General features: G+C 70.5%; 25 protein-coding genes. 9 read left to right on the top strand and 16 right to left on the bottom strand.

Annotation, left to right across the window (positions count from 1 at the left end; all coding sequences use genetic code 11):
• Nucleotides 1-47 precede the first annotated feature (47 nt).
• The 4 genes from D7Y21_RS16495 (at nucleotide 48) to D7Y21_RS16480 (ending at nucleotide 2,321) form a co-directional block, all read left to right on the top strand.
• Nucleotides 48-983, top strand: coding sequence for an Imm5 family immunity protein (locus D7Y21_RS16495; protein ID WP_121714283.1), 936 nt, complete (start codon nucleotides 48-50; stop codon nucleotides 981-983).
• A gap of 59 nt (nucleotides 984-1,042) precedes the next feature.
• Complete coding sequence (locus D7Y21_RS16490; RefSeq protein WP_147443055.1) at nucleotides 1,043-1,525, top strand: hypothetical protein; 483 nt, start codon at nucleotides 1,043-1,045, stop codon at nucleotides 1,523-1,525.
• 86 nt (nucleotides 1,526-1,611) lie between these two features.
• On the top strand, nucleotides 1,612-1,905 hold the full coding sequence (locus tag D7Y21_RS16485; protein WP_121714281.1) for a hypothetical protein: 294 nt from the start codon (nucleotides 1,612-1,614) through the stop codon (nucleotides 1,903-1,905).
• Nucleotides 1,905-2,321 (top strand): hypothetical protein, encoded by a 417-nt coding sequence (locus D7Y21_RS16480; protein ID WP_121714279.1) that lies wholly within the window; start codon nucleotides 1,905-1,907, stop codon nucleotides 2,319-2,321. Before D7Y21_RS16485 ends, D7Y21_RS16480 begins: the two co-directional genes overlap by 1 nt.
• Before the next feature lie 10 nt (nucleotides 2,322-2,331).
• Here D7Y21_RS16480 and D7Y21_RS16475 read toward each other — a convergent pair whose 3' ends face one another.
• Genes D7Y21_RS16475 through D7Y21_RS16460 form a run of 4 tightly spaced genes read right to left on the bottom strand, consistent with a single transcriptional unit; the run spans nucleotide 2,332 to nucleotide 5,817 of the window.
• Nucleotides 2,332-2,889: a response regulator transcription factor gene (locus tag D7Y21_RS16475; protein ID WP_120560865.1), complete on the bottom strand. Its 558-nt coding sequence runs from the start codon at nucleotides 2,887-2,889 to the stop codon at nucleotides 2,332-2,334.
• Nucleotides 2,886-4,193 carry an ATP-binding protein gene (locus tag D7Y21_RS16470; RefSeq protein ID WP_120560866.1) on the bottom strand — a complete coding sequence of 436 codons (1,308 nt, stop codon included), beginning with the start codon at nucleotides 4,191-4,193 and terminating at the stop codon, nucleotides 2,886-2,888. The genes D7Y21_RS16475 and D7Y21_RS16470 overlap by 4 nt, the downstream gene beginning before the upstream one ends.
• Nucleotides 4,190-4,927, bottom strand: a complete 738-nt coding sequence (locus tag D7Y21_RS16465) for a hypothetical protein (RefSeq protein ID WP_121714277.1) — start codon at nucleotides 4,925-4,927, stop codon at nucleotides 4,190-4,192. Before D7Y21_RS16465 ends, D7Y21_RS16470 begins: the two co-directional genes overlap by 4 nt.
• Nucleotides 4,927-5,817 carry a transporter gene (locus D7Y21_RS16460; protein WP_121714275.1) on the bottom strand — a complete coding sequence of 297 codons (891 nt, stop codon included), beginning with the start codon at nucleotides 5,815-5,817 and terminating at the stop codon, nucleotides 4,927-4,929. The genes D7Y21_RS16465 and D7Y21_RS16460 overlap by 1 nt, the downstream gene beginning before the upstream one ends.
• A gap of 125 nt (nucleotides 5,818-5,942) precedes the next feature.
• Between D7Y21_RS16460 and D7Y21_RS16455 the strand changes: the two genes are divergently transcribed.
• Complete coding sequence (locus D7Y21_RS16455; protein WP_233591293.1) at nucleotides 5,943-6,473, top strand: DoxX family protein; 531 nt, start codon at nucleotides 5,943-5,945, stop codon at nucleotides 6,471-6,473.
• A gap of 27 nt (nucleotides 6,474-6,500) precedes the next feature.
• Here D7Y21_RS16455 and D7Y21_RS16450 read toward each other — a convergent pair whose 3' ends face one another.
• From D7Y21_RS16450 to D7Y21_RS16405, 10 genes are all read right to left on the bottom strand, one after another.
• Nucleotides 6,501-7,409 (bottom strand): metallophosphoesterase, encoded by a 909-nt coding sequence (locus D7Y21_RS16450; RefSeq protein ID WP_120560870.1) that lies wholly within the window; start codon nucleotides 7,407-7,409, stop codon nucleotides 6,501-6,503.
• A 223-nt stretch (nucleotides 7,410-7,632) separates the two neighbouring features.
• Nucleotides 7,633-9,198 carry a hypothetical protein gene (locus D7Y21_RS16445; protein ID WP_120560871.1) on the bottom strand — a complete coding sequence of 522 codons (1,566 nt, stop codon included), beginning with the start codon at nucleotides 9,196-9,198 and terminating at the stop codon, nucleotides 7,633-7,635.
• A gap of 147 nt (nucleotides 9,199-9,345) precedes the next feature.
• Nucleotides 9,346-10,722 carry a sensor histidine kinase KdpD gene (locus D7Y21_RS16440; RefSeq protein WP_120560872.1) on the bottom strand — a complete coding sequence of 459 codons (1,377 nt, stop codon included), beginning with the start codon at nucleotides 10,720-10,722 and terminating at the stop codon, nucleotides 9,346-9,348.
• Nucleotides 10,719-11,402: a response regulator transcription factor gene (locus tag D7Y21_RS16435; protein ID WP_120560873.1), complete on the bottom strand. Its 684-nt coding sequence runs from the start codon at nucleotides 11,400-11,402 to the stop codon at nucleotides 10,719-10,721. Before D7Y21_RS16435 ends, D7Y21_RS16440 begins: the two co-directional genes overlap by 4 nt.
• The gene (locus D7Y21_RS16430; protein WP_121714273.1) at nucleotides 11,399-14,512 is read right to left on the bottom strand and encodes an efflux RND transporter permease subunit; all 3,114 of its coding nucleotides are present in this window, start codon (nucleotides 14,510-14,512) and stop codon (nucleotides 11,399-11,401) included. The genes D7Y21_RS16435 and D7Y21_RS16430 overlap by 4 nt, the downstream gene beginning before the upstream one ends.
• Nucleotides 14,509-15,582, bottom strand: coding sequence for an efflux RND transporter periplasmic adaptor subunit (locus D7Y21_RS16425; RefSeq protein WP_121714271.1), 1,074 nt, complete (start codon nucleotides 15,580-15,582; stop codon nucleotides 14,509-14,511). Before D7Y21_RS16425 ends, D7Y21_RS16430 begins: the two co-directional genes overlap by 4 nt.
• A gap of 99 nt (nucleotides 15,583-15,681) precedes the next feature.
• Nucleotides 15,682-16,947 carry a TolC family protein gene (locus D7Y21_RS16420; RefSeq protein WP_233612124.1) on the bottom strand — a complete coding sequence of 422 codons (1,266 nt, stop codon included), beginning with the start codon at nucleotides 16,945-16,947 and terminating at the stop codon, nucleotides 15,682-15,684.
• 164 nt (nucleotides 16,948-17,111) lie between these two features.
• The gene (locus D7Y21_RS16415) at nucleotides 17,112-17,597 is read right to left on the bottom strand and encodes a hypothetical protein (protein WP_120560877.1); all 486 of its coding nucleotides are present in this window, start codon (nucleotides 17,595-17,597) and stop codon (nucleotides 17,112-17,114) included.
• A 46-nt stretch (nucleotides 17,598-17,643) separates the two neighbouring features.
• The gene (locus tag D7Y21_RS16410) at nucleotides 17,644-18,021 is read right to left on the bottom strand and encodes a response regulator transcription factor (RefSeq protein WP_120560878.1); all 378 of its coding nucleotides are present in this window, start codon (nucleotides 18,019-18,021) and stop codon (nucleotides 17,644-17,646) included.
• Nucleotides 18,022-18,224: 203 nt separating this feature from the next.
• On the bottom strand, nucleotides 18,225-18,677 hold the full coding sequence (locus D7Y21_RS16405; RefSeq protein ID WP_014400341.1) for a Fur family transcriptional regulator: 453 nt from the start codon (nucleotides 18,675-18,677) through the stop codon (nucleotides 18,225-18,227).
• Nucleotides 18,678-18,949: 272 nt separating this feature from the next.
• On the opposite strand from D7Y21_RS16405, the gene D7Y21_RS16400 reads away from it, so the two are divergent.
• The gene (locus D7Y21_RS16400) at nucleotides 18,950-20,923 is read left to right on the top strand and encodes an ATP-binding protein (RefSeq protein ID WP_121714308.1); all 1,974 of its coding nucleotides are present in this window, start codon (nucleotides 18,950-18,952) and stop codon (nucleotides 20,921-20,923) included.
• 94 nt (nucleotides 20,924-21,017) lie between these two features.
• On the top strand, nucleotides 21,018-21,428 hold the full coding sequence (locus D7Y21_RS16395; RefSeq protein ID WP_120560879.1) for a hypothetical protein: 411 nt from the start codon (nucleotides 21,018-21,020) through the stop codon (nucleotides 21,426-21,428).
• Here the strand turns inward: D7Y21_RS16395 and D7Y21_RS16390 are convergent.
• Both D7Y21_RS16390 and D7Y21_RS16385 read right to left on the bottom strand, forming a co-directional pair.
• Nucleotides 21,370-23,013, bottom strand: a complete 1,644-nt coding sequence (locus D7Y21_RS16390) for an ATP-binding protein (RefSeq protein ID WP_121714269.1) — start codon at nucleotides 23,011-23,013, stop codon at nucleotides 21,370-21,372. The genes D7Y21_RS16395 and D7Y21_RS16390 overlap by 59 nt on opposite strands.
• A 183-nt stretch (nucleotides 23,014-23,196) precedes the next feature.
• A complete protein-coding gene (locus D7Y21_RS16385; RefSeq protein ID WP_120560881.1) occupies nucleotides 23,197-24,531 on the bottom strand; it encodes a hypothetical protein in 1,335 nt (444 codons plus the stop codon).
• Between the two features lie 256 nt (nucleotides 24,532-24,787).
• Between D7Y21_RS16385 and D7Y21_RS16380 the strand changes: the two genes are divergently transcribed.
• Nucleotides 24,788-25,183, top strand: coding sequence for a hypothetical protein (locus D7Y21_RS16380; RefSeq protein ID WP_120560882.1), 396 nt, complete (start codon nucleotides 24,788-24,790; stop codon nucleotides 25,181-25,183).
• Nucleotides 25,184-25,278: 95 nt separating this feature from the next.
• Nucleotides 25,279-26,214 (top strand): DUF2381 family protein, encoded by a 936-nt coding sequence (locus D7Y21_RS16375; RefSeq protein WP_147443058.1) that lies wholly within the window; start codon nucleotides 25,279-25,281, stop codon nucleotides 26,212-26,214.
• Nucleotides 26,215-26,325: the final 111 nt, after the last annotated feature.

Here is a 26,325-nt window from a genome sequence, read left to right as displayed (position 1 = left end):
GATGCCCCTTGAATCGATGCAGGGGAGGCCGAACGTGGAGATTGAGGATGGGTGAGCCCGAGATTTTGAAGTCCCTGCTTCAACGGGCGATTGAGTCAGTGCGAGCGGACCCCGTGCACGACCTTTCGTTGGGCCTGCGGCGGAAGATCTGGAGGTCGCTGGGGCGTGAGCTGGGCCATGGGCCAGGGTATGCCCGGCGTGTGTCTCTGGCGCTCACGACTGCCCGGCATGTGCTTCCTCTATGGAAACTGAGGTACTCGCAGGACCGCACGCCGCACACGGTGCTGGATTCGGCGGAAGCGATGAGGGTGGGGCGACTCGACAAGATCGAAGCCCAGGCACTCTGGCAGCGGGCCTGGGACCACATGGTGGAGTTGTCGTCTTCGGATGAGGATTCGCAGGGAGCCGCAGCGGGATTCTCCGCGGTGCAGGCCCTGCTCACCTGCATCGACGACGAGACTTTCCAGCTGACTGAGGACGATGAGAACCTGCGCGACAACCAGGTCGATGCGGAAGACATGGATGCGTCCATGTTCGCAGCGGCTGCCTCCGCGGGCGGGCCCTCCTGGGACGCATCATCCGACCCCGAGCGCCGGCTTCAGTTCTGGGAGTGGTGGCTGTCCGAAGCTGTACCCCATGCGTATCGAGCCGTGGCGAGCAGACCCATCGAATTCGAAGTGTTGATGGTCAATCCACGGCCGGGTGGCGTACGCGCGGCCGGACGCCTCATCGAAGGCATCATCTGCGTCGGCGATGTCTTCTCGGTCGCGTTCAAGCGGACGCACGTGCGAACACCTGATGGGTATGCTCCGCCAATTCGCTCAGGCGATCGGCCAGTTTCGATTTGCATCGAGCAGATCCACGCTTATGGCTACAGCCTCCAGGCGCTTGATGCTGGGATGACCGCCGAGTTGGTCTTGTCTGGCGATGGTGCGGAGAGTCTCGCGCAGGGAGACGTGCTCGGTGGAAATCTCTGTGGTTGATGAGTTGGATCTACCGGGGCTTCGCGAGGTTCGGTTGCCGTGAGTACGGAGACGTGTACATGTTCGGAGAAGCCTTTGTTCGCATTGCAGTAGAATCGCGGGATAGGGCTGGGGTCGAGAGCGCCCTGCGGGGATGCCTGGGATTGAAAGGTGATCTATCCGAGGCGAGCGTCCTTGGGTTTCATGTTTCCGTTGAGGACCTCTCCGCCGAGCTGGCTTACACGAGAGCGTTTCTTCGTACCCATCGCCTTGTTGATGAACTCAATGATGCATGGGGTTTGGACCTGGACGCCTTCGTGGTGGAGGTGCAGATTTTTGGCCAGCGCGAGTACTTCGGGAAGGAGATGGATGCTGTGCTGGGGGATCAGCTGGGTCGAGCACTGTCGGTTCGCCTCTCGTGCAGGACCTTGGTCTCACTACAGGGCGGAGAAGTGCTGCTTCGCGCCTACGATCGAGGCGTCATGATCCGGGATCTGCGGGAACGCTATGCCTCCTTCCTTGCGGGCAGTTCCTGGCTACCTGCCGGAGGGCTGTCGAAGTGATGGTCACGGCTTGTAGCCGGCTACGCATTGCGGAGAGGCGATTCTTGACTCATGTTGAAATCCGAAAGGACCGTGTCGACAGGGACATGAACATGAAATGGGAGATGGCTATCGAAAATGTCTTCCGCTTCGCCGACGGCCAAGTGGTTTTTGTGGGAAGGATCCAGAAGGGCCCCCGCTTCATCAGCCCCTGTGTTTGTGAACTCTGGCAGGGGACAGAAAGGGTAAAGCGCTTGCGACTTGAGGGGGAAATGTTGCCGGAAACGCATGCGCGGAAGGATCTCCGGTCGGTTTCCACTCGCGAGTCGGTTGACGTCGAAGCCGCTGCCTTCGCGGAGGGTGGCTGGCGCCTGATTCATGCAGGCGAAGTCCAGGAGTGATGGCGATGCTTCACGAGGCGTTTTATCTCATCAGGCCGAAGCCTACGGTCCTGGCTCAGGCCGCCGCATCGGGTCTCGGTGACGTCGAGTGGCTCGTGGAGCCACAGTTCTGGCGCAAGGGAGAGCCGGACCGCTCTCCGTGGAACCGGGAAGAGCATCTCGTGCAGATGAAGCTCCTCTTCCTGGCCTGGCTCAGGTCCGAGTACGGCGGTCAGCCTGAATACGAGCAGTTGTTCGGGGCGCTTCCGCTCAGCGTCGAGTCATTCGACCGGGGATGGCTGGTGGAGCGGTTCTACTTCCCTGAACCCGTTTCGGAGATTGAGAAGGCTTTGAAGCCGGAGGTCGTCCAGGCCCTGCGGGAGACCGGCCACCCGAACGTGGATGGATGGATTTCGGAACTCCGGCAACGGACGTGACGGCTCCGCGTCAGCGCGACGGCGGGTACTTCTGCAGCTTCCGCTGGAGCGACCGGCGGTGGATGCCCAGCTTGCGCGCGGCCTCGGAGATGTTGCCGGCGCTGTCCGCGAGCACTCGGTGGATGTGTTCCCACTCCGCTCGGGCCAGGGACGGTGCCTGGAGCGTCTCCGGGGCGGCCACGTTGGGCGCTTCTTCCGCTCGCGCGAACGCCGCCAGGATGTCGTCCGCGTCCGCGGGCTTCGGCAGGTAGTTCACCGCTCCCAGCCGGATGGCGTCCACCGTCGTGCTGATGCTGCCATAGCCCGTCAGCACGATGACTCGCGTGGACGCGTCCACCGCCAGCAGGTCTCGCACCAGTTCCAGCCCGCTCTGCCCCGGCATGCGCAGATCCACCACCGCGTACTCCGGTGATTCGCGCCTTGCCGCGACCATCGCCTCGTCGTGGTTGCCTGCTGTCGTCACGTCCCAGCCGCGCTCGCGGAAGGCTCGTGCCAATCGCTCACGCAGGGTGCTGTCGTCGTCCACCAGCAGCAGGCTGGGGCGTTGATCCACTGGGGCCGTGCTCATGCCGCTGCCTCCTTCGCGTCCGCGCCCGGCAGGCTCAGGCTCGCCGTCGTGCCTTCTCCTGCCTTCGAGCGCAGCTCCAGCGACCCGCCCAGCTGCTCCGCCAGCGAGCGCGCCAGGAACAGTCCCAGGCCCATGCCTTCTCCCGGCGCTTTCGTGGTGAAGAACGGCTCGCCCGCGCGTGTCAGCACCGTCTCCGGCATGCCCTGGCCTTCGTCGCGCACCTCCAGCCTCGCTCCCGTGCCCTCCGGCAGTACTCGCAGCTCCACGCCTCGACCCTTGGGCGTTGCTTGAAGCGCGTTCTTCACCAGGCCCCTCAGCACCCGCGCCAATGCCCTTGGCGGTCCGTGGACCGGGTGCGCCTTCAACGCTTCCGGCACGTCCACCTTCACGCGCTCCCGGCCGGACAGTTCTGACAGCGTCTCCTCCACCAGCCGCTCCAGGGGAATCGCCTGGAAAGGCTCGCCCGTCGTCTGGCCCGCGTCCGCGGACATCTGCACCAGTACGTCCCGGCAGCGGTCCACCTGCTGACGGATCAGCCTCAAATCCTCTCTCACGGACTCGGAGGTCTGTGACGCCGCCAGTGCTCGCTCCAACTCCTTCGCCACCACCGCGATGGTGGACAGCGGCGTGGACAATTCATGTGCCGCTCCCGCCGCCAGCGTCGCCAGCGAGGCCACCTTCTCCTGCCTCGCGTGCCTTGCCCGCGTCTGCTCCAATTCCTGCTCACGCAGCGCCAGCGCTCGCGTCACTCGCTGGATGAAATACACGATGAAGCCCGCCGCCACCGCGAATGCCACCCACATGCCGCTCAGGTGCAGTCGCATCAGCTCCGCGTGGTCCGGCCTCTCCAGCCCCGGCAGCGTCACGTCCTGCAACACGAACAGCGACCCGAACGCCAACAGCGTGAAGCCCAGCATCGCCCACGTGCGGCGCGGCGGCAGCAGCACCGTGCCCAGCGCCACGTTCACCAGGTACAGCGCCGTGAAGGGATTGTGCGTCCCGCCGCTCAACGCCAAGAGCCCCGTCAGCACCAGCGTGTCCCAGAGCATCAGCCCGAAGATGGCCGCTTCCGCCACCGGCCTTGCCCTCGCGAGCCCCGCGCGCACCGCCGCGTTCGTCACCGCCTCCACGCCCAAGAGCGCCACCAGCGCGGGCACCGGCAGCGCCAGCTTCAGCCCCCACACCGCCACCGCCACCAGCACCGCCTGCCCCACCAGCACGCCCCAGCGCAGCCTCAAGAGCCACACCAGGTTGATGCGGGCCCGGAGCGAGGGTTCGGAGGAGGGCGGCGGAGAGGACGTCATGGCGCGACGGAGGACATCGCCACGGAGCGGGCCACCGTGTCCAGCGCCGAGGCCGCCGCCCCGGGTGACTCCAGGTCCACCGTGGCCAGCCACGTGTCCCAGGCGAGCGCGAAGGTTCGCTCGGCCGCCGGCTCGTCCTCGGACAGCGTCAGCCCGTCCAACACCACGTCCACCGTGGCCAGGTTGGACGTCACCAGCCGGAAGGGCTGGGGCTCACCGCCGCCCGAGGGCACCCGCGTCCCCTCCAGCCACAGCGTGTGCCCCACCATGTCCACGCCGCTGTCCGCTCCCGGCAGCCCTTCCGCGTCCGCGTCCGCGGGCTCGAAGGTGAGCCTCGCCCGGCAGTAGCGCCCCGGCGGCGGACGCACCGTGCCCAACTTCAGCACGCTCCCGTCCGGCCGCTCCAGGCCACTGATGTGCGGCGTGCCCAGCCTCAACGGCGAACCCACCGAGTGCGCGTGCGCGGTGCCAATGGGAGACAGCGCCTTCAGGAGCCGCCACCCCAGCGCCTCCTCGCACGGCTTCAACTCCGCGCTGCCCAGCGTCACGTAGCCGCGCGTCAGCGTGAGCACCTGTCCATCCGCTCGCGTGAAGGAGCGCTCGCCGCCTGTTGCCTGCACGCCCTGCGCGGTGGCCCGGTGCTCCAGGCCCAGCGTGACGGTCATTCCGTCCACGCGCTCGCCGCACGCGCTCAGGGCCAACAGCGCCAATCCCAGACACGAGGAACGGATCATCACAGGTCGTACGCGAGCGAGAGCACCGCGATGGGCGTGGACGACACCCGGCGCAGTTGGTTGACGACAGGAATGCGCACCCCGGCCTGCACCACCACGTCCATGCCCGGGCTGAAGAGGACGTCCGGTGACGCGTACGCGATGAAGCCTCCTCCGGCCTCCTCCGGCGTGCCGTTCGTGTCCGGCGCCTTCTCCGCCCGGGTGTCCACGCCCAGCCGCACCGCCCACCTGGGAGTCGGCTGGTACTGCGCCGCCACCTGCGTGCGCACCGATGCTCCCAACCGGAAGTCGTCGCGCCCTCGCGAGGGCAGGAAGCCCAGGGCGCTCGCGAGGAACGACCAGTTGCCCCGGAAGCCCTGCCACGCCAGCCCCGCCATCGGATCCACGGAGCCGCTTCCGGGCTGCGCGTCGATGCCCAGCGTCGTGCCGTCCCTCGCGTGCAGCCTGGGGCCCGTGGGCAGCTTCACTCCGCCCACCACGCTGATCAGCTGGTCCGGCGAGAACTCCTTGTCCTTCCACACGAACGCCTTCGCGGTCACGTCGATGTCGCCCAGCCCCCAGCCGCGCTCCAGTCCCAGGCTCACGTCCTGGACCTCGCGGGCCTGGAGCGGCAGGTTCACCGCCAACACCAGCCAGGGCCTGGGTGCGTACGCCACCGCCACGTCCATGCGCAGCTCGCGCAGCCGCTGCGCGTCCACGCCCGTCACCCCTTCCGTGTGGCCCCACGCGCGCAGCATCGTGGACAGCCGCAGGCGCCCTTCGAAGGGCTGCTCGCCTCCCATCGACGTGAGGGTGGGGTCCCCACACGCACAGCTCGCGCAGGCCCAGGCCGGGGCGGTGGGCACGAGGAGGAGCGCGGCGCTCAGGAGGGCCAGGGTGGGGGTTTTCAAGGCGTGGGCACCCTAGCGTCCCCCCGTCCCAGCACACTGTGGCGAGTTGTCGCAGCCCGCCGGTGCGTCACCCCGGGGACGGACCGGTTGTCCACCCGTCAGGGGAGCGGGCAGGGGAGCGGGGGATGGCTGTCCGCCCGCCCATCCGTGCCTATCTGGAGAATGACACCGACCCGTCCGCGTTGAGGGAGGACACGCCGGAGGCATGGAGGTCATTCATGGGGCTGCTCGCACCGCTGGGACGGCTGCTGTTCTCGGTCATCTTCATCACCAGCGGGCTCAATCACTTCATCCAGCTCCAGGCCCTCACGGCCTACGCCCAGGCGTCCGGCGTGCCCGACCCGAAGACGGCGGTGCTGGTGTCCGGCGGTGTGCTGGTGGTGGGGGGCCTGTGCGTCCTGCTGGGCACCTTCGCCCGCCTGGGCGCGGCCATGCTCGCGGTGTTCCTGGTGGCGTCCGCCTTCATGGTCCATCACTTCTGGAAGATGGATGACCCGGTCCAGGCGCAGAACAACCTCATCCACTTCATGAAGAACCTCTCCATGGCGGGTGGCGCCCTGCTCATCGTCTACTTCGGGCCCGGCCCCTTCAGCCTGTCCCGCAAGAAGCGCGAGAACGCCCTGGGCGGCATGAAGCTGGGCGCGCCCCTGCGCTGAAGGCGGGCGCGCCGTCCTGCTCGTGGATCAGGTCGTCCCGACGTGGGCGGCCTGCTGCGTGCGCAGGGTGAAGAAGGCGACCTCCGGCGTGCTGCCCCGGCGCAGGTACGGCCCGCCGAAGCCGAAGCCCAGCCCCTGGTTCACGTACAGGTGGTTGCCGTTCACCCGGTAGTGGCCGCGGATGTACGGCTGGCCCGCGCGGCGGAAGAGCGCCTCCGTGAGGCCCCGGACGATGAACTGCCCGCCGTGGGTGTGCCCGGAGAACTGCACCAGCCCCGCGTGCGCGGGCAGCTTGTCCGCGGTGGGCGGCGTGTGGGCCAGCACCAGCCGCGTGCCGGACGAGGGCGCGCCCCGGAAGGTGGCCTCCACGTCCTCCATGCCGGTGAGCCCGTCGTCGATGCCCAGCACCGTCACCGGCGCGCCCTTCACGTGCACCACGCGGTGCTCGTTCTGGAGCACCGTGTAGCCCAGCGCCTCGAAGGACATGCGCAGGTAGGGCGCGTCCACCCAGTGGTCATGGTTGCCCATCACCACGAAGACGGGGCCGTTGAGCCCCTGGAGCAGCTGGCGCACGCGCGGCAGCGGCTTGGGGCTGTGCGTGACGTAGTCGCCCGTGAGGAACACCAGGTCCGGCGCGGCTTCGTTCACCGCGGCCACCGCGCGGCGGATGCGCACGTCGCTGGTCGCCTGGCCCACGTGCACGTCCGACAGCTGCGCGATGCGCAGGCCGTCGTGCTCCGGGTGGATGCTGTCCAACTGGAGCAGGTGCTCGGTGAGGACGAAGTGGTCGCGCCAGCGCAGGCGCCGGTCCGGCCGGAAGGGGTCGGGGCCTCGCGCCTGGAGCTCGTTGCGGCCGTGGGGCTCCACTGCCTCGGAGAGGGCGAGGGAGGAGGTGGCACCAGCGGCGTGACGGCGGCGGGCGAGTCTCAAGCGCATGCGTTTGGATTCCTCCGGCGGGGCGAGGGCGATTGTAGAGAACGGTCCGGAGGGCCGTGAAGCCCGGGGGCCCGGCCCGCCTGCCCCCTTGCGCGAAGGCAGGGGGGCGGAAGCAGAACCGGGCCTCCCTCCAGAACATTTCCCGCGCCTTCCAGGCGGCCTTCCCCTCCGTGGCGCCGGGTGCGACATGCGCGCCGCCCCGGCGTCAGGGTAGGAGTCCTGCTCAGTAGCCGCGCAGGACCGTCAGGCCTTCCGACGTCAGCACCAGCAGCAGGCCGGAGGTGCCAGAGCCGTCGTACACCAACTGGAGCACCTTGTTGCCGCGCACGTTCGCCACCTTCTCCACCGTCTTGGACGGGGTCAGCCGGTAGAGGCCGCCCGCGTTGGTGCCGATGAAGAGCGAGCCGTCATTCGTGGAGGCCAGCGTGTTGATGCTGCCGAGCGCCGGCACGTCCGCGCCGATGCGCGTGCCCCTCTGGGAGGGATTGCCAGCCGAGCCGATGGTCATCTCCCACAGGCCGTAGGTGCTGCTGCCCAGGTAGTATTTGTTGTCCGTCGTCTGCTGGAAGCCGCGCCAGAAGTCGAACTCCTCCTGGGAGTTGAGGTCCTGAAGGAACGAGGACTTCACCTTCTGCTGGTTGATGGTGGGCGTGGTGGTGTCGTCCCAGGTCTCCATCTTCGTGTCGGGCGTGACGGTGCCGAAGTTCCAGTCGTTCGCGATGAGCACGTCACCCGACGGCGAGATGCCCAGTCCGTAGGTGTAGCCCGCCTGCTGCGAGCCCTGGGAGTTGGGCTTCTCAGGATCCTTCTTGAACCACACCGGGTGCCGGTGGGCGTTGAACGTCAGGCCGCGCAGGCGCACGACGCCGTGGTTGGTGCCGAAGAAGACGTCGCCCTTGTTCGGGCCGCGCAGCACGGACGTGCAGCTGACCATGGCGCGGTCTTCGTCGAAGTGGTGGTCGTTGCTGTTGCGGATGCCCAGGCTGACGCCGTCCACCACGGTCGGGCCCGTCTGGATGAAGGGCTTGCCGTTCGCGTCGATGTTGGCACGGCGTGACTGGTTGATGTGGCTTTCGAGGGCGACCTGGCCGTTGGCGTCCAGCTTCACCGCATCCACGTCACCCTGCGTGTAGAGGTTGAGCCGACGCGTGCTGAAGGGGAAGCAGGTGGTCTCGTTCACCGCGACTTCGCACGGCTTCGCGGTGACGATGAAGTTGGGGTGGATGTCCGGCCACTCCGGATCCTCGCCCAGGCCCGGCGCGTTGTAGCCCACGTAGGCGCGGCCCGCCTCACCGCCGCAGATGACGGTGGAGGGCTGGCCCGTGGCCGCCTGGCCCACGGCGCCGGACACCCAGACCAGCTTCTGCGTGTCCGCGCGCACGACGCCAATGCGGTCGCCGTCCAGCACCCAGATGTTCTTGCCCAGGTCGATGCCGACCGACTTCACCCTGCCGATGCCGTAGCGGTCCGAATAGTTCGTCACCGGATCCTCTGGCCACGGATCCACCACCGTGCCCGCGTCCGTGCCGCCGTCGGTGCCCGCATCCGTTCCGGCATCGGTCCCCGCATCCGTGCCCGCATCGACGTCGGTGCCGGCATCCGTGCCCGCGTCCACGTCCGTCCCGGCGTCGGTGTCGCCGCCGGTCCCCGCATCCACCCCTGGCCTTGGGTCGACATTGTTCGTGTCATCAATGGGGGTCGTGGGCGAATCCGTCCCGCCGCACCCCCACGCCGACAGCATCACCGCACCCGCACACACGCCCAGCCCCAGCAGTCGTCGATTCACCATGGTCTCCCTACGCGTACGCGCCACCTAAGCAAGCGGCGTACCCGCCCCGGAGAGCAGGCTGTCCGTGCGGCATTCCCTGGGGAGAGGGCAATTTTCTTCCCAGTCAGGGCATGGGGCGACCCTGGAAGGGCAGTGAAGTGAGGGCCGTCAGTTCGTGGCCGGTCCCGCCTCGGGCAGCTCCATCACCACCTCGGCGCCAGGGCCCTGGGGCTCCGCCACGAAGGCGCGGCCGCCGTGCCGCCGGGCCACCTCCTGCACCACCGCGAGCCCCAGGCCCGCGCCTCGGCCGGAGGGCTCCGCGCGGTAGAACGGGGTGAACACCTTCTCCCGGTGCTCCGGAGGAATGCCGGGCCCCCGGTCCCGCACGGCCAGCCGCCACAGGCCGTCGTGCCGCTCCGCGCGCAGCGTGATCTCCGTGCCGCTCGGGGCGAAGCGCAGCGCATTGGCCAGCAGGTTGTCCACCGCCTGCCGCACGGAGCTGGCGTGGACGGGACACGGCGCTGGCTCCGGCGCTTCCACCGTCACCCAGACGCCCTGCTCCTCCGCCTGGGCTCGCGCCGCCGCCGACGAATCCTCCAGCAGCACGCGCAGGTCCTCGGGCTTCACCTCCCACGCGCCACGGCCGAAGGAGGCGAGGTCCAGCAGGTTGCCCGCCAGGAGGGACAGGCGCTCCACCTCGCGGCGGGTCTCCTCCAGCGACTCGCGCAGCTCGGCGCCATCGCGCTCCTTCCACAGCGCCAGGTCCAGCTGGGTGCGCATGAGCGCCAGCGGTGTGCGCAGCTCGTGCGCGGCGCGGGCGATGAGCTGCTCCTGGGCCTCGCGCGCGGACGACAGGCGCTTCGCGGCCTCGCGCAGCGCGGCCTCCACCTCCGCCACCTCGTCCCTGGCCGTCCCTCCCGCGGGTGCTCCGGACCAGAGGCCCTCGCGCAGGTGGGTGATGAGGCCGCGCAGCTCCGCGAGCCTGCGCTCCAGCCACCGCGCCTGCCAGGTCTGCAGGCCGAAGAACACGAGCCCCAGCAGGCCGGCCAGCCCCAGGGTGATGCCATGGAAGGCGCGCACCGCCGTCTCCTGCCACGCCAGTGACGCGGACAGCCGCAGCACGTACGGCATGCCCCGGGGAGACACCACGCGCACCGTCACGCGGCGCAGCGGCGCGTCGCCCTCGCGCACTGTCTCCAGCCGGGGCGCGTCCGTGTCGGGGGGCCGCTGGAGCCGCTCTCCGGACGTGTCGGCCGTGGGCGGGAAGGACAGCACGCGCCGCCCGTCCGGCCCGTACACCTCCGCCACCGGCGCGAAGGATTGCACCAGGCCCGAGAGCGGCGAATCCTCCATGTGCAGGTGGGGCTCCCCTCCGGGGCCGTCGAAGAGGCTCACCGCCTCCGTGGCGGCCTGCGACAGCAGCGCGTCGTCCACCACGCGCTCCAGGTACGCCTCGAAGAGCTGGCCCGCCAGCAGCAACGCCAGCACCACGCCCAGCACCGGCACGAGCGCGCCCAGCAGCCACAGCCGCACGGCCAGCCTCACGGCGACTCCCCCCGCACCAGCCGGAAGCCCACCCCGCGCACGGACTGGATGGACACCGCGCTCCCCGCTCCCAGCCGGGCCAGCTTCCCGCGCAGGTAGCCCACGTACACATCCACGATGTTGGGGGGCCCGTCGAAGGCGTCACCCCACACGCGCATGAGGAGCTCCGAGCGCGAGTGCACCTCGCCCAGGTGCCCCGCGAGCTCCTGGAAGAGGGCGAACTCGCGCCCGGTGAGCGGCTGCTCCTGGTCCCCGTGCCGCAGCACCCGCCGGCGGGCGTCCAGCACCAGCGGGCCGATGTTCCGCACCGGCGTGCCCGTGTCGCCCCGGCGGTGCAGGGCCTCCAGCCGCGCGAGCAGCTCCTCGAAGGCGAAGGGCTTCGCAAGGTAGTCGTCCGCGCCGGCGCGCAGCCCCACCACCTTCTCGCCCACCGTGCCGCGCGCGGTGAGGAGCATCACCGGGGTGCGCAGTCCGCGTTCGCGCCAGCGCCGCAGCACCGCGAGCCCGTCCAGGTCCGGCAGGTTCCAGTCCAGCAGCACGACGTCATACGGCACGTCCATGCCCTGCTGGAGCGCGTCCTCGCCCCGCTCGCACACGTCCACCTGGTGGCCCGCCTCGGACAGCCCCCGGCGCAGCAGCAGGGCCATGCGCTCCTCGTCCTCCACCAGCAGCAGCTTCATGCGGGCTCCTCCGGTGCCGTGGGCAGGGGCCCGGTCCGGGTGCGGCGCCGGGACAGCCACGGATAGAGCGAGGGCAGCACGCCCAGGGTGAGCAGCGTGGACGTCACCAGCCCGCCCACCACCACCGTGGCCAGGGGCCGCTGTACCTCCGCCCCCATGCCCCGCGCCAGCATCATGGGCACGAAGCCCAGGGCGGCCACCAGCGCCGTCATCACCACCGGGCGCAGCCGCTCGCTCGCGGTGAGGCGCACGGCCTCCTTCACCGGCATGCCCGCCGCTTCATGGTGCAGCAGGCGCGACACCCACACCACGCCGTTGAGCACCGCGATGCCCGACAGGGCGATGAAGCCGATGGCCGCGGAGATGGACACGGGCATGCCTCGCAGCGACAGCGCCAGCATGCCGCCCACGCAGGCGAAGGGGACGTGCGTGAAGATGATGAGCGCCGGCCTCGGCCGCCCGAAGGCCGCGATGAGCACCGTCACGATGAGCACCGCCACCGCGGGGATGACCACCGAGAGCCGCCGCGTGGCCGCGGTCAGCGTTTCGTACTGGCCGCCCCAGACGGCGCGGTAGCCGGGCGGGAGCGGGACCTCCGCCGCCACGCGCGCCCGGGCGGTCTCCACGACCGTGCCCAGGTCCGCGCCGCGCACGTTGAAGCCCACCACCAGCCGGCGCTGTCCCTCCTGCCGGTTCACCAGCGCCGGCGCGGAGGTCAGCCGCACGTCCGCCACGCGGGACAGCGGCACCAGGCTCCCCGACGCGGTGGGCAGCGGCAGGGACTCCAGCGAGAAGGCCTCCGTATTCGCGCCGAGCCGCAGGACGATGGGCACGCGCACGGGCCCGTCGAAGGTGGCGCCGACCTCCAGCCCCGTGCGCACCCCCTGCACCGCCTCCAGGACCTGCCTCACGGAGAAGCCCACGCTCGCGGCGTCCAGCGGGCGGGGCTCCACCTCCAGCAGGGACACCTCCGGCGGCGCGAGCACGCGCACGTCCACCGCGCCCTTCACGCCCGTCACCTTGGCGGCCACGGCCTCCGCCAGCCGGTGCAGTTCGCGCAGGTCCTCGCCGTAGAGGCTCACCGCCACGTCGGCGACGGAGCCTCCGAGCAATTCGTTGAAGCGCATCTGGATGGGCTGCGTGAAGGAGGGCTCCCCTCCGGGAGCGTGGGCATCGAGCGCGCGCTGCATGTCCTCCACCAGTGTCTCGGGGGTGAGCCCGGGGCGCCACTGCTCGCGCGGCTTGAGGGTGACGAAGACGTCCGCCTGCTCCAGGCCCATGATGTCGGTGGCCACCGCGGGGCTGCCCACGCGTGACACCACCTGCGTCACCTCGGGGACGTGGCGCAGCAGGGCGGCCTCCAGCCGGCCGGCCTCCCGCGCGGAGGACTCCAGGCCGATGTCTCCCCCGCGCGTCGTCTGCACGACCAGGTCGCCCTCGCTGAGCTGGGGGGTGAACTCGATGCCGGCGCGCAGGTAGAGGACCGCGCCCAGCACGAGCAGGGCCCCCGCGCCGCACGCCACCCAGGCGGGATGGCGCAGGCCGTGCTCCAGCAGCGGGCGGTAGGCGCGCTCCACGGCGCGCACCAGCCAGGGCTCGCGCTCGGGGATGTCCCGGGGACGCAGCACGAGGCTCGCCGCCGCGGGGATGAAGGTGAGCGCCAGCACCAGCGAGGTGGCGAGCGCCAGCACCACCGTGAGGGCCATGGGGCGGAACATCTTCCCGTCCACGCCGGTGAGCGACAGCACGGGCACGTAGACGAGCATGATGATGAGCACGGAGAAGAACACGGGCCGCGACAAGGAGGCCGTCACCGAGCCCACCTTGTCGCGCCACGCCTCGCGAGACATCGGGCCGCGTGCGTGGCCCAGGTGATGGAACACGCCCTCCACCATCACCACCGCGCCGTCCACGAGGAGGCCGAAGTCGATGGCGCCCAGGCTCATCAGGTTGCCGGGGATGCCCAGCAGCACCATGCCCATGGCGGCCCCCAGCATGGACAGCGGGATTGCCGAGGCGACGAGCAGGCCCGCCCGGAGGCTGCCCAGCAGGGCGAGCAGCACCGCCATGACGAGCAGGCCGCCCTCGGCGAGGTTCTTCGCCACCGTGCGCAGCGTGCCGCGCACGAGGACGCCCCGGTCATAGACGAGGTCCACCCGCACGTCCTCCGGGAGCGCGGCCTTCACGTCGGGCATGCGGGCGTGGAGGGCCTCCACCACGTCCAGGGCGTTGGCGCCGCGGAGCATCTGCACCATGACGTAGACGGTCTCGCCCCGGCCATTGGCGGTGGCGGTGCCGATGCGGGGCAGGGCGCCTGGGACGACCTCGGCCACGTCCGACACGCGCACGGTGGCGCCGCCGGGCGTGCGGATGATGGCGCCGCCCAGCTCCGTGGCGCCCGGGGGACGGGCCACCGCGCGCACCAGGACCTGGCGCTCTCCGGCGGGGAGGGCGGCTCCGGGGACGGCGCCCGAGGCCTCCTCCAACGCGCCCCGCACGTCGGAGAGGGTCAGCCCGCGCGCCGCGAGCTTCGCCGCGTCCGCGCGCACCTCCAGCGTGCGCTGCTGGCCTCCCCAGCTGTTCACCTCGACGACGCCCGGGACGGCGCGCAGGAGCGGGGCCACGCGGAACTCGGCCAGCTCGCGCAGCTCGGCGGGGGTGCGCAGGGGGGAGCCCAGCGTGAAGTGGAAGACCTCCCCGAGTCCGCCGGTGAGGGGACCGAGTTCCGGCGCCTCCACGCCGGGCGGGAGGCTGGAGGCGAGCCCATTGAGGCGCTCCTGCACGCCCTGGCGCGCGCGGTAGGCGTCCACGGAGTCCTCGAAGACGGCGGTGACGGAGGAGATGCCGTAGCGGGAGAGGCTTCGGTGCTCGACGAGGCCGGGGATGCCGCCGAGCGTGGTTTCGATGGGACGGGTGACGAGCCGCTCGACCTCCTCCGGCGTGAGGCCCGGGGCGCGGGTGAGGATGAGGACCTGGTTGGTGGTGATGTCGGGCAGCGCGTCCAGCTCCAGGCGCCACGCCACCGCGCCCGCGGCGATGGCGAGCACCGCCGTCAGCACGAGCACCTGGACGCGATGCCGGACGCTGGCCTCCACGAGGCGGGCAATCATCGCGTGCCCTCGGCCAGGAGCAGGGACTCCGCGTCCGCGGCCACCACGTCTCCCTCTCCGGCGCCGCGCACCAGGGCCTCCGCGCCGGAGGTGGCCACGACCTCCACCGGCTGACGGCGGAAGCCGGCCGCCGTGCGCACCAGCACCTCCGCCTGGCCGGACTCCAGCAGCAGCGCTCTCGCGGGGACGACGCTCACGCCCGGCAGGCTGTCCGCGCGCACCCGCACCCTGCCGGTGAGGCCCGAGGGCAGGGCGCGCGGTGGCTCCGGGATGAACCACGTGGCCGTGGTGCCATCGCGCGGGTCCATGGCGGGCGCGCGGCCGGCTTCCTTCAGCGGCAGCGGGGCCTCTCCGGGGAGCACCAGCTCGAAGCGCGCCTCGGCGGGGAGGGGGCGGGCGAAGCGGGCTTCGAGCAGGGCTTCACCCTCTCCCATGATGCGCACCAGTGGCGCGCCTCCGCCTTCACGCGTCTCTCCCAGCACGCCGGAGACCTCGGTGACGATGCCCTCCACGGGGCTGCGCAGCGGCACCAGGCCCCCGCGCGCCACGGCGGCGGCGTCCGCGGCGTTGAGTCCCGCCACCGCGAGCAGCGCGAGCGCGGCCTGTGTTTCGGACTGGGCCTCCGCGAGCTGGGTCTCTGCTTCGGCCAGCTCCGTCAGCCGCGCCATGCCTTGTGCCTGGAGGGCGAGCAGCTGCTCCCGCCGCCTGGCGTAGGCCTCACGACGGAGCGTCGCCGCCTGGTGCCGTCCCGCGGCCTGGACGGCCTCGGGCATGCGCACCTCCATCAGCACGTGGCCCTTCTTCACCTGCTGGCCGGGGCGTACCGCGACGCGGGACACGCTGGCTCGCAGGGGCACGCCCACCACGGCGGCGCCTTCAGGCGAGGGCAGCACGCGGGCGGGGGCCTCCGTCAGCGGAACGCCTCGGGCGGGACGGGGCTGGACCCACGCGGAGGCGGAGCTGGGGCGGGGCGCCTCGAGACGGGCGGTCGCGGGGGGCTCCTCCTTCGGTGAGGCGCAACCCGGGACGGTTGCCAGCAGCAGCAGGGTGTGGAGCAGGACGTGTTTCATGGTGCAGCGCCTTCCGGGGCAGGAGCGCCAGGTGTGTCGGCGTGGAATGAGGGAGCCGGTGCGAAGCGCCGCGGTGGAGCGGCGCGAGGCAGGCCGTGCTCAGGGGGTGGCTTCTTTCGTGGCGGACGCAGCGAGCGCATCGATGAGGAGCCGGGCTCGCACGCGCGCCAGCGCCTCCTCCGCCAGCGCATGGCCCAGGCGGATGCGAGCGTGGGTGAGCGCGCGCCGCAGGCGCACCACTTCGAGGACCGTGGTGTCTCCGGCGCGGAAGAGCAGCTCGCCCAGCCTCGCCGCCTCCTCGGCGCCGGGGAGCAGCGTGCCGCGCAGCACCTCCACCACCTCGTGGGAGTGCTCCACCTCGTGGAGCGCGAGCGCCAGCGCTGAAGCCGCCGCGGCGGCGGCCTCCAGGCCTTCACCCTCCAGCCGCGCGGCGTTCGCCAGCAGGGTGCCGCGCTCGCGTTCGGCGTGGTCGAACACGGGAGGCGTCAGGCCCACCGTGGCCACTGCTCCCACCGCGCCGTCGTACTCGCGCAGGGCCGCGGCGCCGAGCTGCAATTGGAACCCCTTGGCCGCCTTCGCCTCGTCCGCGCGGGCACGCTCCGCGCGGGCCAGCGACATGCGAAAGGTCACCTCCGGGAGGTCCGCGGCCCGCTCCTGCAACGCCGGCCACCGCGACTCCGGGGGCAGGGCCACTTCGGGCAGCGGGCCCGTCGCGGTGACGGGAACCGCCTGCCGCGCGCCCACCTGTTGGGAGAGCTCCGCGCGGCGCGCCACGGCCACGCCCTGGACGTCCAGCTCCGTGAGTCGCGCATCGGCCGCGTAGGTCGCGGCCTCCGCCACGTCCAGCTTCGTCGCCGCACCCAGCGCCGCCGCGGACTCCACCCTCTCGTGAAACTCGTCAGCGAGCCGCACCTCCTCGGCCGCGCGCGACCGGGCCTGCTCGGCGGCCCACAGCGACAGCCAGGCCTCGGCGACGGTCAGCCGGCGGGCCAACAGCGCGGAGCGCGCCTCTTCCGACAACGTCCGGGTCTCCAGCCGCACGGCCTCCTTGCGCGCGGTGCCGAGGCCGGAGAGGTGGAACGGCTGGGCCACGCCGACGCGCAGGTCCAGTCCGCTCCCCGCCGCGGCTGAACGCCGCCAGCCGGGCTCCACCACGAGCTGCGGGTTGGACAGCGAAGAGACCCGGGACGCCTCGGTGCGCTGGGACACCACGGCGCGCGCGGCGGCGGCGGGAAGGGGGGCACGCTCCGCCAGCGCGAGCGCCTCCGCGAAGCTCATCGGAGTCGGTGCGGGCGAGGCGGCGAGCAGCAACGCGGTCAGGGCAACCACCATGCGAGGCACGGTAGAGACCCGTCGCGAGCGCATCCTGAGACGTCCGTGAGAGGAGTCTCAGAGAACGCCGGGCCCTGTATCGAGCACGTAGCCCTGCTTATGGCGTCCCGGCTTCTTCCCGCGAAGACGACGGGCCCGCTCCCTCGGTGGGAAGCGGGCCCGGTGTGAGGCATTGAAGAACCGGTCCGACGGCCGGACTACTTCTTGGGCTTGGGCGAGGTGGCCTTCAGCTCCAGCGCGACGGAGTCATCCCCCTCCAGCTGGAACTTCGCGCGCACGTTGGCGCCCTCCGGCAGGTCGCTCACCTTCGCCGGCTGGTCGTCCAGGGTCACCTTCGTCTTGTCGCGCACCTCCAGCTTCACCTCCGGCAGCGTGTCCTTGCGCGCCAGGGTGATGTCGTCTTTGTCCTTGGCCTTCACGGTGCCTTCCATGTTGAAGGCGTGCTTCTCCTTCCACACGCCCGTCTGCGCCGCCTCCTCCTTGGAGGTCTGCGCGCCCACGACGCTCTTCGCGGCGTCACCGATGGCGGGGCCCACCTGCTGGGCCTCGATGCCCGTGGACCGGCGACCGTGCTGACGCGAACTGGGCGCGCTCGGCCCCGGGTTCTCCGGCGTGCCGGTGGTTTCCTGCGCGAAGGCAGTCGTTCCCAGACACATCACTGCCGCGATGATGAGCTTCTTCATGGTCCCGCTCCCTTTCGTGGATGGATTTCGTGTCCTTGCTCAACGTTCAGACGGGCAGGCACAGCTGCTTCACGGTGGTGAGCAGCGCGGACAGGTCCAAAGGCTTGCGCAGGTAGCCCGCCACGCCCATGCCATCCACCGTGTCGCGCACGTCCAGGTCCGCGCTGGCCACCACCACCGGGATGTCCGAGCACGCGCGCTCGTGGCGCAGCGCCTCGCGGAACGCGACGCCGTCCATGCGCGGCATCATCAGGTCCAGGAGGATGAGCTGTGGCCGGGGCTCCGATGAGCGCAGCCGCTCCAGCGCCTCCAGCCCGTCCGCCGCCAGCTGCACTGCGTAGCCTTCCAGCTCCAGCGCGTCCTGGAGCGCATCCCGGATGTCCATGTCGTCGTCGACGACCAGCAACGTGTGATGGGCTTCCATCCCAATCCCCCTGCGAACCCTGGAGCGCCCGCACCGTCCCCCGAGCCGGAACGGCGGGTCCCCGCCTTCGCCAGGACGAATCTGTACCCGGGGTCAGGAGAGCGGAAGCTCATGTGTAGGCGTATGCCTACCAGTGAGCACATCCCCAGCAGGGGCTCGCCAGTCCGGTTGCCCGGCGGGAGGGGAGGGGAGGGGTGGGGGCCCTACTCGCAGCGGTCGCAGAGGCCGCGCAGCTGCACTTCCACGGCGCGCTGCGACACGGCGCGGGGGACGCCCCGGGCGGTGGTGAGGCGCACGGACTCCTCGGGGAGGCAGGCGACGGTGCCGCAGTCGGTGCAGGTGAAGTGGGGGTGGTTGTTGGTGTGCTCGGTGGCGCCGGCGCGCTTGAGCTCGAAGCGCCAGACGTGGTCGCCCAGGTCGGCGCGCACGACGAGTCCGGCCTCGGTGAGGTCGGTGAGGTTGCGGTAGATGGTGACGCGGTCGTAGCCCTCGCCGCCCAGCTCCTCCACCAGGTCCGCGTGGCTCATGGGGGCGGTGGCGGTCTCCAGCTTGCGCAGCACGGCCACGCGGGGGGCGGTGCTGCGCAGCCCCGCGGCGCGAATCCGATCCTGGAACCCGGTCAGCTTCTCCTGCGCCGTGACTTTCTTGGCACCCATGCGCGGTCGAATAACACACCCGCCGCGCCACGTCGCCCGCGCCCGTGCAAACGAAGTGTACCTGTAGCCCGGTTGTACCAGTGACGCGGCAGGCTAGCGGCGGGTCTCCCTGGTTCGTGGCCTTCCAACTTCCAACACTTCCAAAGGGTTGCCTTGACTCGGAGGCCCCTGTCACCAGACTGCGCCCTTTCCACACCCTGGTGGCGGGCCGTTGGGGTCCCGCCTCCCAGAACGACCTGTCGCCCGCGCCCGTCTTCCTCCTTCCGCCCCCAATGAAGCCCACCCTGTTGCTCGTCGAAGCCCCGGGCCCTCATCGGGAGCTCCTGTCCCTGGCGTTCCAGGGGCAGGGTTGGCGGGTGCTGCTGGCGGAGGGGGTGGAGCCGCTGGTGCAGGCGCTGCGCGAGTCCCCGCCGGTGCACCTGGTGCTGGCGGCGGGGGCGCTGCTGGCCTCGGCGGCGGGGCAGTTGGACGCGCTGCGTGAGGCGCTGACCGCGTCCGGGGCTTCCCTCTGGGCGGAGGCGCCGCCGGCCGAGCAGGACGCCCTGCGGCGGTCGGGCCTGCCGGTGGCGGGGGGCCTCGCGCCGGGAATGTCGCTGGGGGCCCGGGTGGACGCGGTGCGCCGGGCCCTGCCGCGGGAGGTGCGGGATGCGGAGGACCGCCGGGCCGGGCTGCGGGTGCTGGTGGCGGAGGACGACCCCGTCTACCGCAAGCTCCTGCAGCTGGCGCTGGCGCCCTTCCGCTTCGAGCTCATGGAAGCCGAGGACGGGATGTCCGCGCTGGAGCTGGCGCGGCGGCATCCGCCGGACATCGTGCTGGCGGACGTGCTGATGCCCCGGCTGGACGGCTTCCGGCTGTGCCTGGCCCTGCGCCAGGACCCCAAGCTCGCGCGCGTGCCGGTCATCCTCACGCACGCCACCGCGCCGGACGAGCTGGACCTGCGCATGGCCGCCAACGTGGGGGCCAACGGCTTCGTGCGGCGCGCGCAGGGGGATGACGAGCTGGTGGCCATGCTGCTGCGCGAGTCACTCGCGGAGGGGCCCCTGCCCGCGCCCGTGCCCGGCGAGCTGTCCACGGAGACGCACCTGTATTCGATGGTGCGCCAGCTGGAGCGACGGGTGGGACTGCTGGAGCAGGCCGAGCGCACCGCGCGCGAGAGCGAGGAGCGCTACCGGCTGGTGGTGTCCGGCTCCTATGACGGTGTGTGGGATTGGGACGTGCGCAACCAGCGCATGTACTGGAGCCCGCGCCTCCTGGAGATGCTGGGGCTCAAGCCGGAGGACTTTCCGGGGACCTCCGAGGCCTTCCTGGCGCGGGTGCACCCGGAGGACCGGGACGAGGTGGCGTCCGCGCTGGCGCGGCACCTGGAGCAGGGCACGCCCTACGACGTGTCCTTCCGGCTGAAGCACGAGGCCGGGGGCTACCGCTCGTGCGTGAGCCGGGGCCGGGCCATCCGCGACGCGCAGGGCCGGCCGGTGCGCATGGCGGGCATCATTGGCGACGTGACGGAGCAGCTGCGGCTGTACCGCGAGGCGCGCGAGGCGGTGCGCGTGCGGGACGAGTTCCTGGCGGTGGCCGCGCACGAATTGCGCACGCCCCTGGCCGCGCTGCGGCTGCGCGTGCAGGGCACGGCGGCGGCGCTGAAGCACGAGCGACAGGTGGCGCCGGAGCGGTTGGAGCGCGCGCTGGTGGCGGCGGACCGGCAGGTGCAGCGGCTGGCGGACCTGGTGGAGGGGCTGCTGGACGTGTCGCAGATGCAGGGCCACGCGCCCCGGCTGAACCTGGAGGACGTGGACCTGGGGCAGGTGGTGCGGGACGTGGTGCTGCGCTCGGAGGAGCTGGCGGCGCGCGCGGGGTGCCTGCTGGTGGTGCGCGACGTGGCGTCCGCGGTGGGCCACTGGGACGCGCTGCGGCTGGGGCAGGTGGTGACGCACCTGTTGGTGAACGCGGTGAAGTTCGGTCCGGGCAAGCCCGTGGAGCTGGAGGTCCGGGCGGACCGGGACACGGCCTGGCTGGTGGTGCGCGACCACGGCATCGGCATCGCGCCGGACCGGGTGGACGGCCTCTTCCGCCGCTTCGAGCGCGCGGTGCCCACGCGCAACTACGGTGGGTTGGGGCTGGGGCTGTATCGCCTGCATCGCATCGTGGAGGCGCACGGCGGCGAGGTGGCGGTGACGAGCACCCTGGGGCAGGGGGCGACGTTCCGGGTGCGGCTGCCTCGCGCGGGGCCTGTGGTGGCCCACGCCTGACGGCCGTCCGGGCGACCGGCGCCTCTGTCGGGTGCGCTACATCCGCGGGCCCTGGGACGCTTTTCACCCGGGCAGGAGGACGCACCTTCCCCGCATGGAAAAGCGACCCACCGTGCTGGTGCTCAACGGGAGCGAGGACCTCATCGAGGCGCTGGAGGAGGTGCTCGACGGGGCGGGCTTCCAGACGAAGGGCGTGCGCGTGCAGGACGTCATCCGCGGCCCCCTGGACTTCGCCACGCTGGTGAAGGTGACGGCGCCGGCGGTCATCGTCTACGACATCAGCGTGCCGTTTGATTTGAGCTGGCGCGCGTTCCAGAAGCTGGCCGCGAACCCGGCCGCCGCGGGCATCCCCTTCGTGCTCACCACCACCAACCGCGAGGGCGCGAAGGCGTACACCGGTCCGGATGTCATCGAGTTGCTGTTGAAACCCTATGATATCGACCAGTTCACCCGGGCGGTGGGCCAGGCCGCGAAGCGGGGGAGTGGCGTGGCAGGCGCACGGTGAAGGTGGTGCCTGCTTCCGGCAGGCTCGTCACGCTCACGGTGCCGCCGTGGGCGTGCACCACCTGCCGCACGATGAAGAGCCCCAGGCCGATGCTGCGGTTCGCGCGGTCTCCCTGGTGGGCGGTGCCGCGCTCCAGGGGGGCGAAGAGGCGCGGCAGCAGCTCCGGGGAGATGGGGGGGCCCTCGTTGTGGACCTCCAGCACCACCGTGTCCCCCGTCCCCTGGCTGCGCACCTGGATGGGGGCGGCCGGGTCGCCGTAGGTCAGCGCGTTGCCCAGCAGGTTGCTCACCACCTGGACGAGCCGGTCCGCGTCCCAGGTCCCCGCGCCGTCGCCCGTGGAGGTGACCTGGAAGACACGTCCGGGGGCGCGAGTCTGGGCCTCCTCGACGGCGGTCTCCACCAGGGCATGGAAGTCCGCGGCCTGGAGCTGGAGGGGGAAGTCGCCGTGGCGCACCTGGGTGAAGTCGAGCAGGTCGCGGATCATCCGCACGGCCCGTTCGGTGGCGGTGCGGATGCGGTGCACGCGCTGCTGCTGTGAGTCGTCGAGGTTCTCTCGCTCCAGGAGCAGCGAGGCGGACAGCAGGACGGAGGACAGCGGGCTGCGCAGGTCATGGCTCACGATGCCGATGAGCTGCCGCTCGAAGTCACCACGCTGGCGTGCCTCCTGCTCCAGCTGCTTCCGGGCGGTCACGTCCCGCAGGGCACCCACCACCTGGACGACGCGCGCATTCGCGTCGCGGACGATGAGGGCGTGCTCCTCCACCTCCCGCCAGGCGCCGTGCGTGTCGCGGAGCCGGTGGCTGCTGCGCCACACGTCGCCGCTTCCATCGAGGGCTTCGCGGAAGCCGCGCTGGACGGCGGCGAGGTCATCCGGATGGATGTGTCTCCGCCACCAGTCCAGGCGTGGCACGCGTGGCTCGTCCAGCGGGCCCAGCAGGTCGCGTCCGCCGCTGCTCCACTCCAGGGTGTCGGTCTGGGGGGTCCATTCCCAGATGGCGTCCTGGGTGGCGCGGGCGGCCAGCCGGAAGCGCTGTTCACTGTTCCAGGCGCGCAGCTCCGCGGCGCGGACCTCCACGAGCGTGCTCTCCGCCAGGGTGCGGCGCGCCTGCTCATCGGACAGGTCCTGGCGGCTGTCGTCGAGCTCCTTCGTCGCCTCGGTTTCGCGCCGGCGCTGCTGCCAGCTCCAGTGGACCAGCCCCAGGACGCGGGCGACCAACTCCTGGGGGCGGAAGGGCTTGAAGACGTAGTCATTGGCGCCCGCGCCCAGTCCTTCGATGACGTCCTCGGGGCGCTGGTGGGAGGTGAGCAGCAGGACGGGGATGCGGGCCGTGGCGGGGGTGCTCCGGACGAAGGCGCAGACCTCCAGGCCGGTGAGCCCGGGCGTCTCCCGGTCCAACACGAGCGCGTCCGGCAGCTGCTGGAAGCCCATCGCTTCCACCAGCGCGGCCCCGTCGGGGAACACGGTGACGTCACACGCGGAAGCGAGCGCCGCCTGCGTGGCCCGGGCTTCGGTGGGCGAGTCCTCCAACAGCCACACGGTGGGGCGTGCCGCCGGGTCGGGGCGTGTGGGGGGGGCAGAGGGCATCGGGCGATGGACGGGGTCCTAGTGCGTCCGTCAGACCCAAGTCTAGTGGCGGCGGGCAGCGGCCTCATGAGGGTTGGTTGCCCGGTAGACAGCCAGTCACGGTCGTTGATGCGCCAACACTTGGTGAAGCGGGTGTGCGCCGTATCCGCGGGCACTTCATGGAGCGCACGAGCGCGGCTCCTGTCACGACCTGTGTCGCTCCGCTTCCCGGAAGAACTGCGTGAGCGAGTGCGTCAGCAGCGACTGGCGGGATTCCATGTAGCGGCGTGCGCGGAGGAAGGGCAGCCAGACGCGCTGGCCGACACGCACCTGAGACTCTTCGGGGTTCTGTCGCGGAATCCAGGTCCCCCCCAGGTGCTTCACCAGGATGCCACCCAGATAGGCCCCCAGGGCCGGGGCGGTGTGCGAGTCGATGAGGTCCCGCTTGTAGCGCTCCGGGAAGTTCTCCCGCCAGAAGTAGAAGTCGAGGTCCGTGAGGGACTCGGGTGTCGCGTCGAAGATGCTGGGCACGTGGGTATGCAGGGCGGCCACGAGGCCTTCGGTCAGGTCGCTATCGCCGCTGTGGACCTGCGCTGGACTCGCTACGTCCGAGGGCAGGTCGGCCGGGAGCCACTCTTCCGGTTCGGGTGGCTGGAAGGCATTGAGTTCAGCGATCTTCCGCTGCCGTTCACTGATGGCGACCCTGTCCACCACCCGCGAAAGCAGAGGTGCCAGGTCCGGATGGAAGCGGGGCTCGACGGGGACGAGTGCTGCACTGCGCTCCCTCAGCGTGCGGAGCACCGTGTCGAAGTCGAGGTCCGGCCGCAGGTGGACGTGGGCACGGGCCTGGGCCACGCGCGCCTCGTCACTGGCGAAGTCCGCGGCGGTGGGCCACAGCACCAGCAGGACGGAGCCGTTGGGGAGTTCTTCCACGCGGTGGGCAGGCGTGGACAGCATCCGCTCGCGCCCGACGGAAGCGACCAGCTTCGGGCCGAAGACATTCAGCCAACAGACCTCGTAAATCTTGTCGAATCCGTCTCTTCGCGAGGTTCTTTGATCGCGGCCGAAGTCGGGAGCACCCGACATCTGGTCTTCGGCCAGGCTGTTGGCCATGGCATGGGTTGCAGGATGGCGGCTGGCCCAGGCACGGACCATCTCCGTGAACTTGTCGCAGATTTCCGCGTCCGCGAAGAGCGACATCGGCTGGACTGCAATCCATACATGCAGTCTTGGCGGGAGCGGCGGAAACCAAAGATCAAGCCCGATGTCCAAGGCTGGTGATTCCGTTCGATAGAGACCGATGGATGTACTGTTTTCGTTGCGCTCTTCCTTCAGGGTCTTCCAGACAGCGGTGCGGGAGTACTTTCTTTGTCGTTTGCCTTTGATGAGGTCTGGCATCCACTCCCCCGCGTATGTCTCGAGCGCATGGAAGAACGGCTCCAGTTCGACCCCCAAGTCCGCAAGGGGGTTGAAGGTGCCGTCGAACGAAAGCCGGAGCCTGTCCGTCGTGCCCAATTCATGGAATTCAAACGCCTTCATTGAGTCGATACCTCCACTCCTTGGGTTTTGGTCTCAACCTGTTCCACGGACGTTCTCCATACTCCCGGGTCGACAGGTTTCAGGTCGCCCCCCTCATAGATGAGATTGACCCTCCGGACCTGTGCCTCCATCTCCATTCCGGGGCGGCGAATGCTCAGCGCATCACCGTAGTACCTCAGGGCGTCTCGAGCATCCGCAGACATCTGTGCGGCGGGGGCGTTGCTCCTCGCTCCTCTTGCCCTCTAGGAAGATATTCATGAAATACAATCAAGGCTTTCAGGTGGAGTCGGTGCTCGACGTGCTTCGGCGCATCAATGAGAAGTACGAAGAGGGCTCAGCGGAGGATGAAGCACTGCGGATCGCGGCGGTCGCGCTGATCTACATCCAGGAAGGACGACGGCTGGACGAATACCGTGCGTTCTTCCGTTCGTTCGATACGCCCGCCATCGAGGATGTCGTCGTCGCGGGGACGTTCGAGACGCGTCAGGCTGCGGAAGAGTGGTTGGAGAGTGACAAGGGGCAGGATGGAGACCTCCTCAGAATCGCGGGGCAAGGGTTCCAGGTCATCCGGACTGGCGGAGGCCAGCAGTCACTCCTGCGGACCCCCTTGCCTGAAGAACTCATGAAGAAGTTCCCTCCGGGGCCGACGTAGGTGGCTCCGCTGGACGACCTGTCACATGCCGGGCTCCAAACCTCCGTGTCACGTCACCCCTATCTGTTAGGGTGTGATGCTGGAGGTTGCCCCTCGTGCTTACGCCCCGTCTGGTTGTCTGTCCAATCCTGCTGATGATGCTGGGCGCGGCGGTTCCGGCGTGGGCTGGGGCCTCCGGACCGCGAGTCACTCGGGAGCGGAAGCTGGTGGTGCGGGCGGAGGAGGCCACGACGCTGCACCTGCTGCGCGTCGCTCCCGGGACCGTCACCACCGTCGTGTTCAACGAGGACATCCTGCCCGCGTCCGTGGATACGAAGGCGCTGGCGCCGCTGTTCGGGCAACTGAAGGTGTACCCGGGCGTGATGGTGCTGCGCCCCGCCGTGGCCATGCCGGAGACGTCCCGACCGCTCATCACCGCGCGCTTCGCGGGAGAGGACGCACCCCGGCAGGTGTCCTTCCTGCTCGTCACCGACCCCAAGGAGGTGGACACCGTGGTGGAGGTGTCCCGCCACGCGCTGTCCGCCGAGGACCTGGGCGAGGAGCTGTCCCTGCTGCGGGGACGGTGCGTCGCCGCCGAGGCGGGGCTCGCCACCCTGCGTGCGCAGTGCGCCCAGACCGGACTGGCGGGGGCGGTGCTCACCGGAGCGCTGGGGCGGGAGCCGGTGTCGGTGGAGCGGCCTCCTACGGCCGTTGAAACGCCAGGCCTGGAGGTCGTGAGGAGTGCGCTTCTCTACCGCCACATCCAAACCCGGTTGATGGCCTTCACCCTGAGAAACTCACCCGGCTCCGCACTGTGGGTACCCGGCGTGGGACGGCTCATCCAGTTGGGGCCGGATGAGAAGGAGGGGCAGGTCATTCATCGTGAGATTCCCGTTCGGATGTTGGAGGACCGGCTGGCACCTGGCGCGAGCGGCCAGGTGGTCCTGGAATGGCATCTGCCAGAGGGCCTGGATCCCCAGGCTCGCTATGTGCTGGAGGTCTGGAATCAGGAAGGTGATCGCTCCGTGCGATGGAAAGGGCTGTCCCCGTGAGCAGTGAGTCACCAGAGCTGGGGCTTCGCCATGCGGAGGCGGTGCTGGGACGGGTCCTGCTCTCCCCCGAGTGGTTGCCGCCTGGAACCCGCGTGGACCGCTGGGAGGTGG

The sequence above is a fragment of the Corallococcus sp. AB045 genome (assembly GCF_003668895.1).
Classification (GTDB): Bacteria; Myxococcota; Myxococcia; order Myxococcales; family Myxococcaceae; genus Corallococcus; species Corallococcus coralloides.
Note: the sequence above shows the minus strand (reverse complement) of the source record. Positions and strands in the feature narration are given on the sequence as shown.

Coding starts and splice junctions, on each gene's coding strand:
- D7Y21_RS16400 (WP_121714308.1), top strand. CDS start 18,950: ATGAAGCCCACCCTGTTGCTCGTCGAAGCCCCGGGCCCTCATCGGGAG.
- D7Y21_RS16495 (WP_121714283.1), top strand. CDS start 48: ATGGGTGAGCCCGAGATTTTGAAGTCCCTGCTTCAACGGGCGATTGAG.
- D7Y21_RS16425 (WP_121714271.1), bottom strand. CDS start 15,582: ATGAAACACGTCCTGCTCCACACCCTGCTGCTGCTGGCAACCGTCCCG.
- D7Y21_RS16490 (WP_147443055.1), top strand. CDS start 1,043: ATGTTCGGAGAAGCCTTTGTTCGCATTGCAGTAGAATCGCGGGATAGG.
- D7Y21_RS16395 (WP_120560879.1), top strand. CDS start 21,018: ATGGAAAAGCGACCCACCGTGCTGGTGCTCAACGGGAGCGAGGACCTC.
- D7Y21_RS16450 (WP_120560870.1), bottom strand. CDS start 7,409: ATGCGCTTGAGACTCGCCCGCCGCCGTCACGCCGCTGGTGCCACCTCC.
- D7Y21_RS16430 (WP_121714273.1), bottom strand. CDS start 14,512: ATGATTGCCCGCCTCGTGGAGGCCAGCGTCCGGCATCGCGTCCAGGTG.
- D7Y21_RS16455 (WP_233591293.1), top strand. CDS start 5,943: ATGGCTGTCCGCCCGCCCATCCGTGCCTATCTGGAGAATGACACCGAC.
- D7Y21_RS16480 (WP_121714279.1), top strand. CDS start 1,905: ATGGCGATGCTTCACGAGGCGTTTTATCTCATCAGGCCGAAGCCTACG.
- D7Y21_RS16415 (WP_120560877.1), bottom strand. CDS start 17,597: ATGAAGAAGCTCATCATCGCGGCAGTGATGTGTCTGGGAACGACTGCC.
- D7Y21_RS16435 (WP_120560873.1), bottom strand. CDS start 11,402: ATGAAGCTGCTGCTGGTGGAGGACGAGGAGCGCATGGCCCTGCTGCTG.
- D7Y21_RS16420 (WP_233612124.1), bottom strand. CDS start 16,947: ATGCGCTCGCGACGGGTCTCTACCGTGCCTCGCATGGTGGTTGCCCTG.
- D7Y21_RS16385 (WP_120560881.1), bottom strand. CDS start 24,531: ATGAAGGCGTTTGAATTCCATGAATTGGGCACGACGGACAGGCTCCGG.
- D7Y21_RS16475 (WP_120560865.1), bottom strand. CDS start 2,889: ATGAGCACGGCCCCAGTGGATCAACGCCCCAGCCTGCTGCTGGTGGAC.
- D7Y21_RS16485 (WP_121714281.1), top strand. CDS start 1,612: ATGAACATGAAATGGGAGATGGCTATCGAAAATGTCTTCCGCTTCGCC.
- D7Y21_RS16410 (WP_120560878.1), bottom strand. CDS start 18,021: ATGGAAGCCCATCACACGTTGCTGGTCGTCGACGACGACATGGACATC.
- D7Y21_RS16445 (WP_120560871.1), bottom strand. CDS start 9,198: ATGGTGAATCGACGACTGCTGGGGCTGGGCGTGTGTGCGGGTGCGGTG.
- D7Y21_RS16470 (WP_120560866.1), bottom strand. CDS start 4,193: ATGACGTCCTCTCCGCCGCCCTCCTCCGAACCCTCGCTCCGGGCCCGC.
- D7Y21_RS16390 (WP_121714269.1), bottom strand. CDS start 23,013: ATGCCCTCTGCCCCCCCCACACGCCCCGACCCGGCGGCACGCCCCACC.
- D7Y21_RS16380 (WP_120560882.1), top strand. CDS start 24,788: ATGAAATACAATCAAGGCTTTCAGGTGGAGTCGGTGCTCGACGTGCTT.
- D7Y21_RS16405 (WP_014400341.1), bottom strand. CDS start 18,677: ATGGGTGCCAAGAAAGTCACGGCGCAGGAGAAGCTGACCGGGTTCCAG.
- D7Y21_RS16465 (WP_121714277.1), bottom strand. CDS start 4,927: ATGATCCGTTCCTCGTGTCTGGGATTGGCGCTGTTGGCCCTGAGCGCG.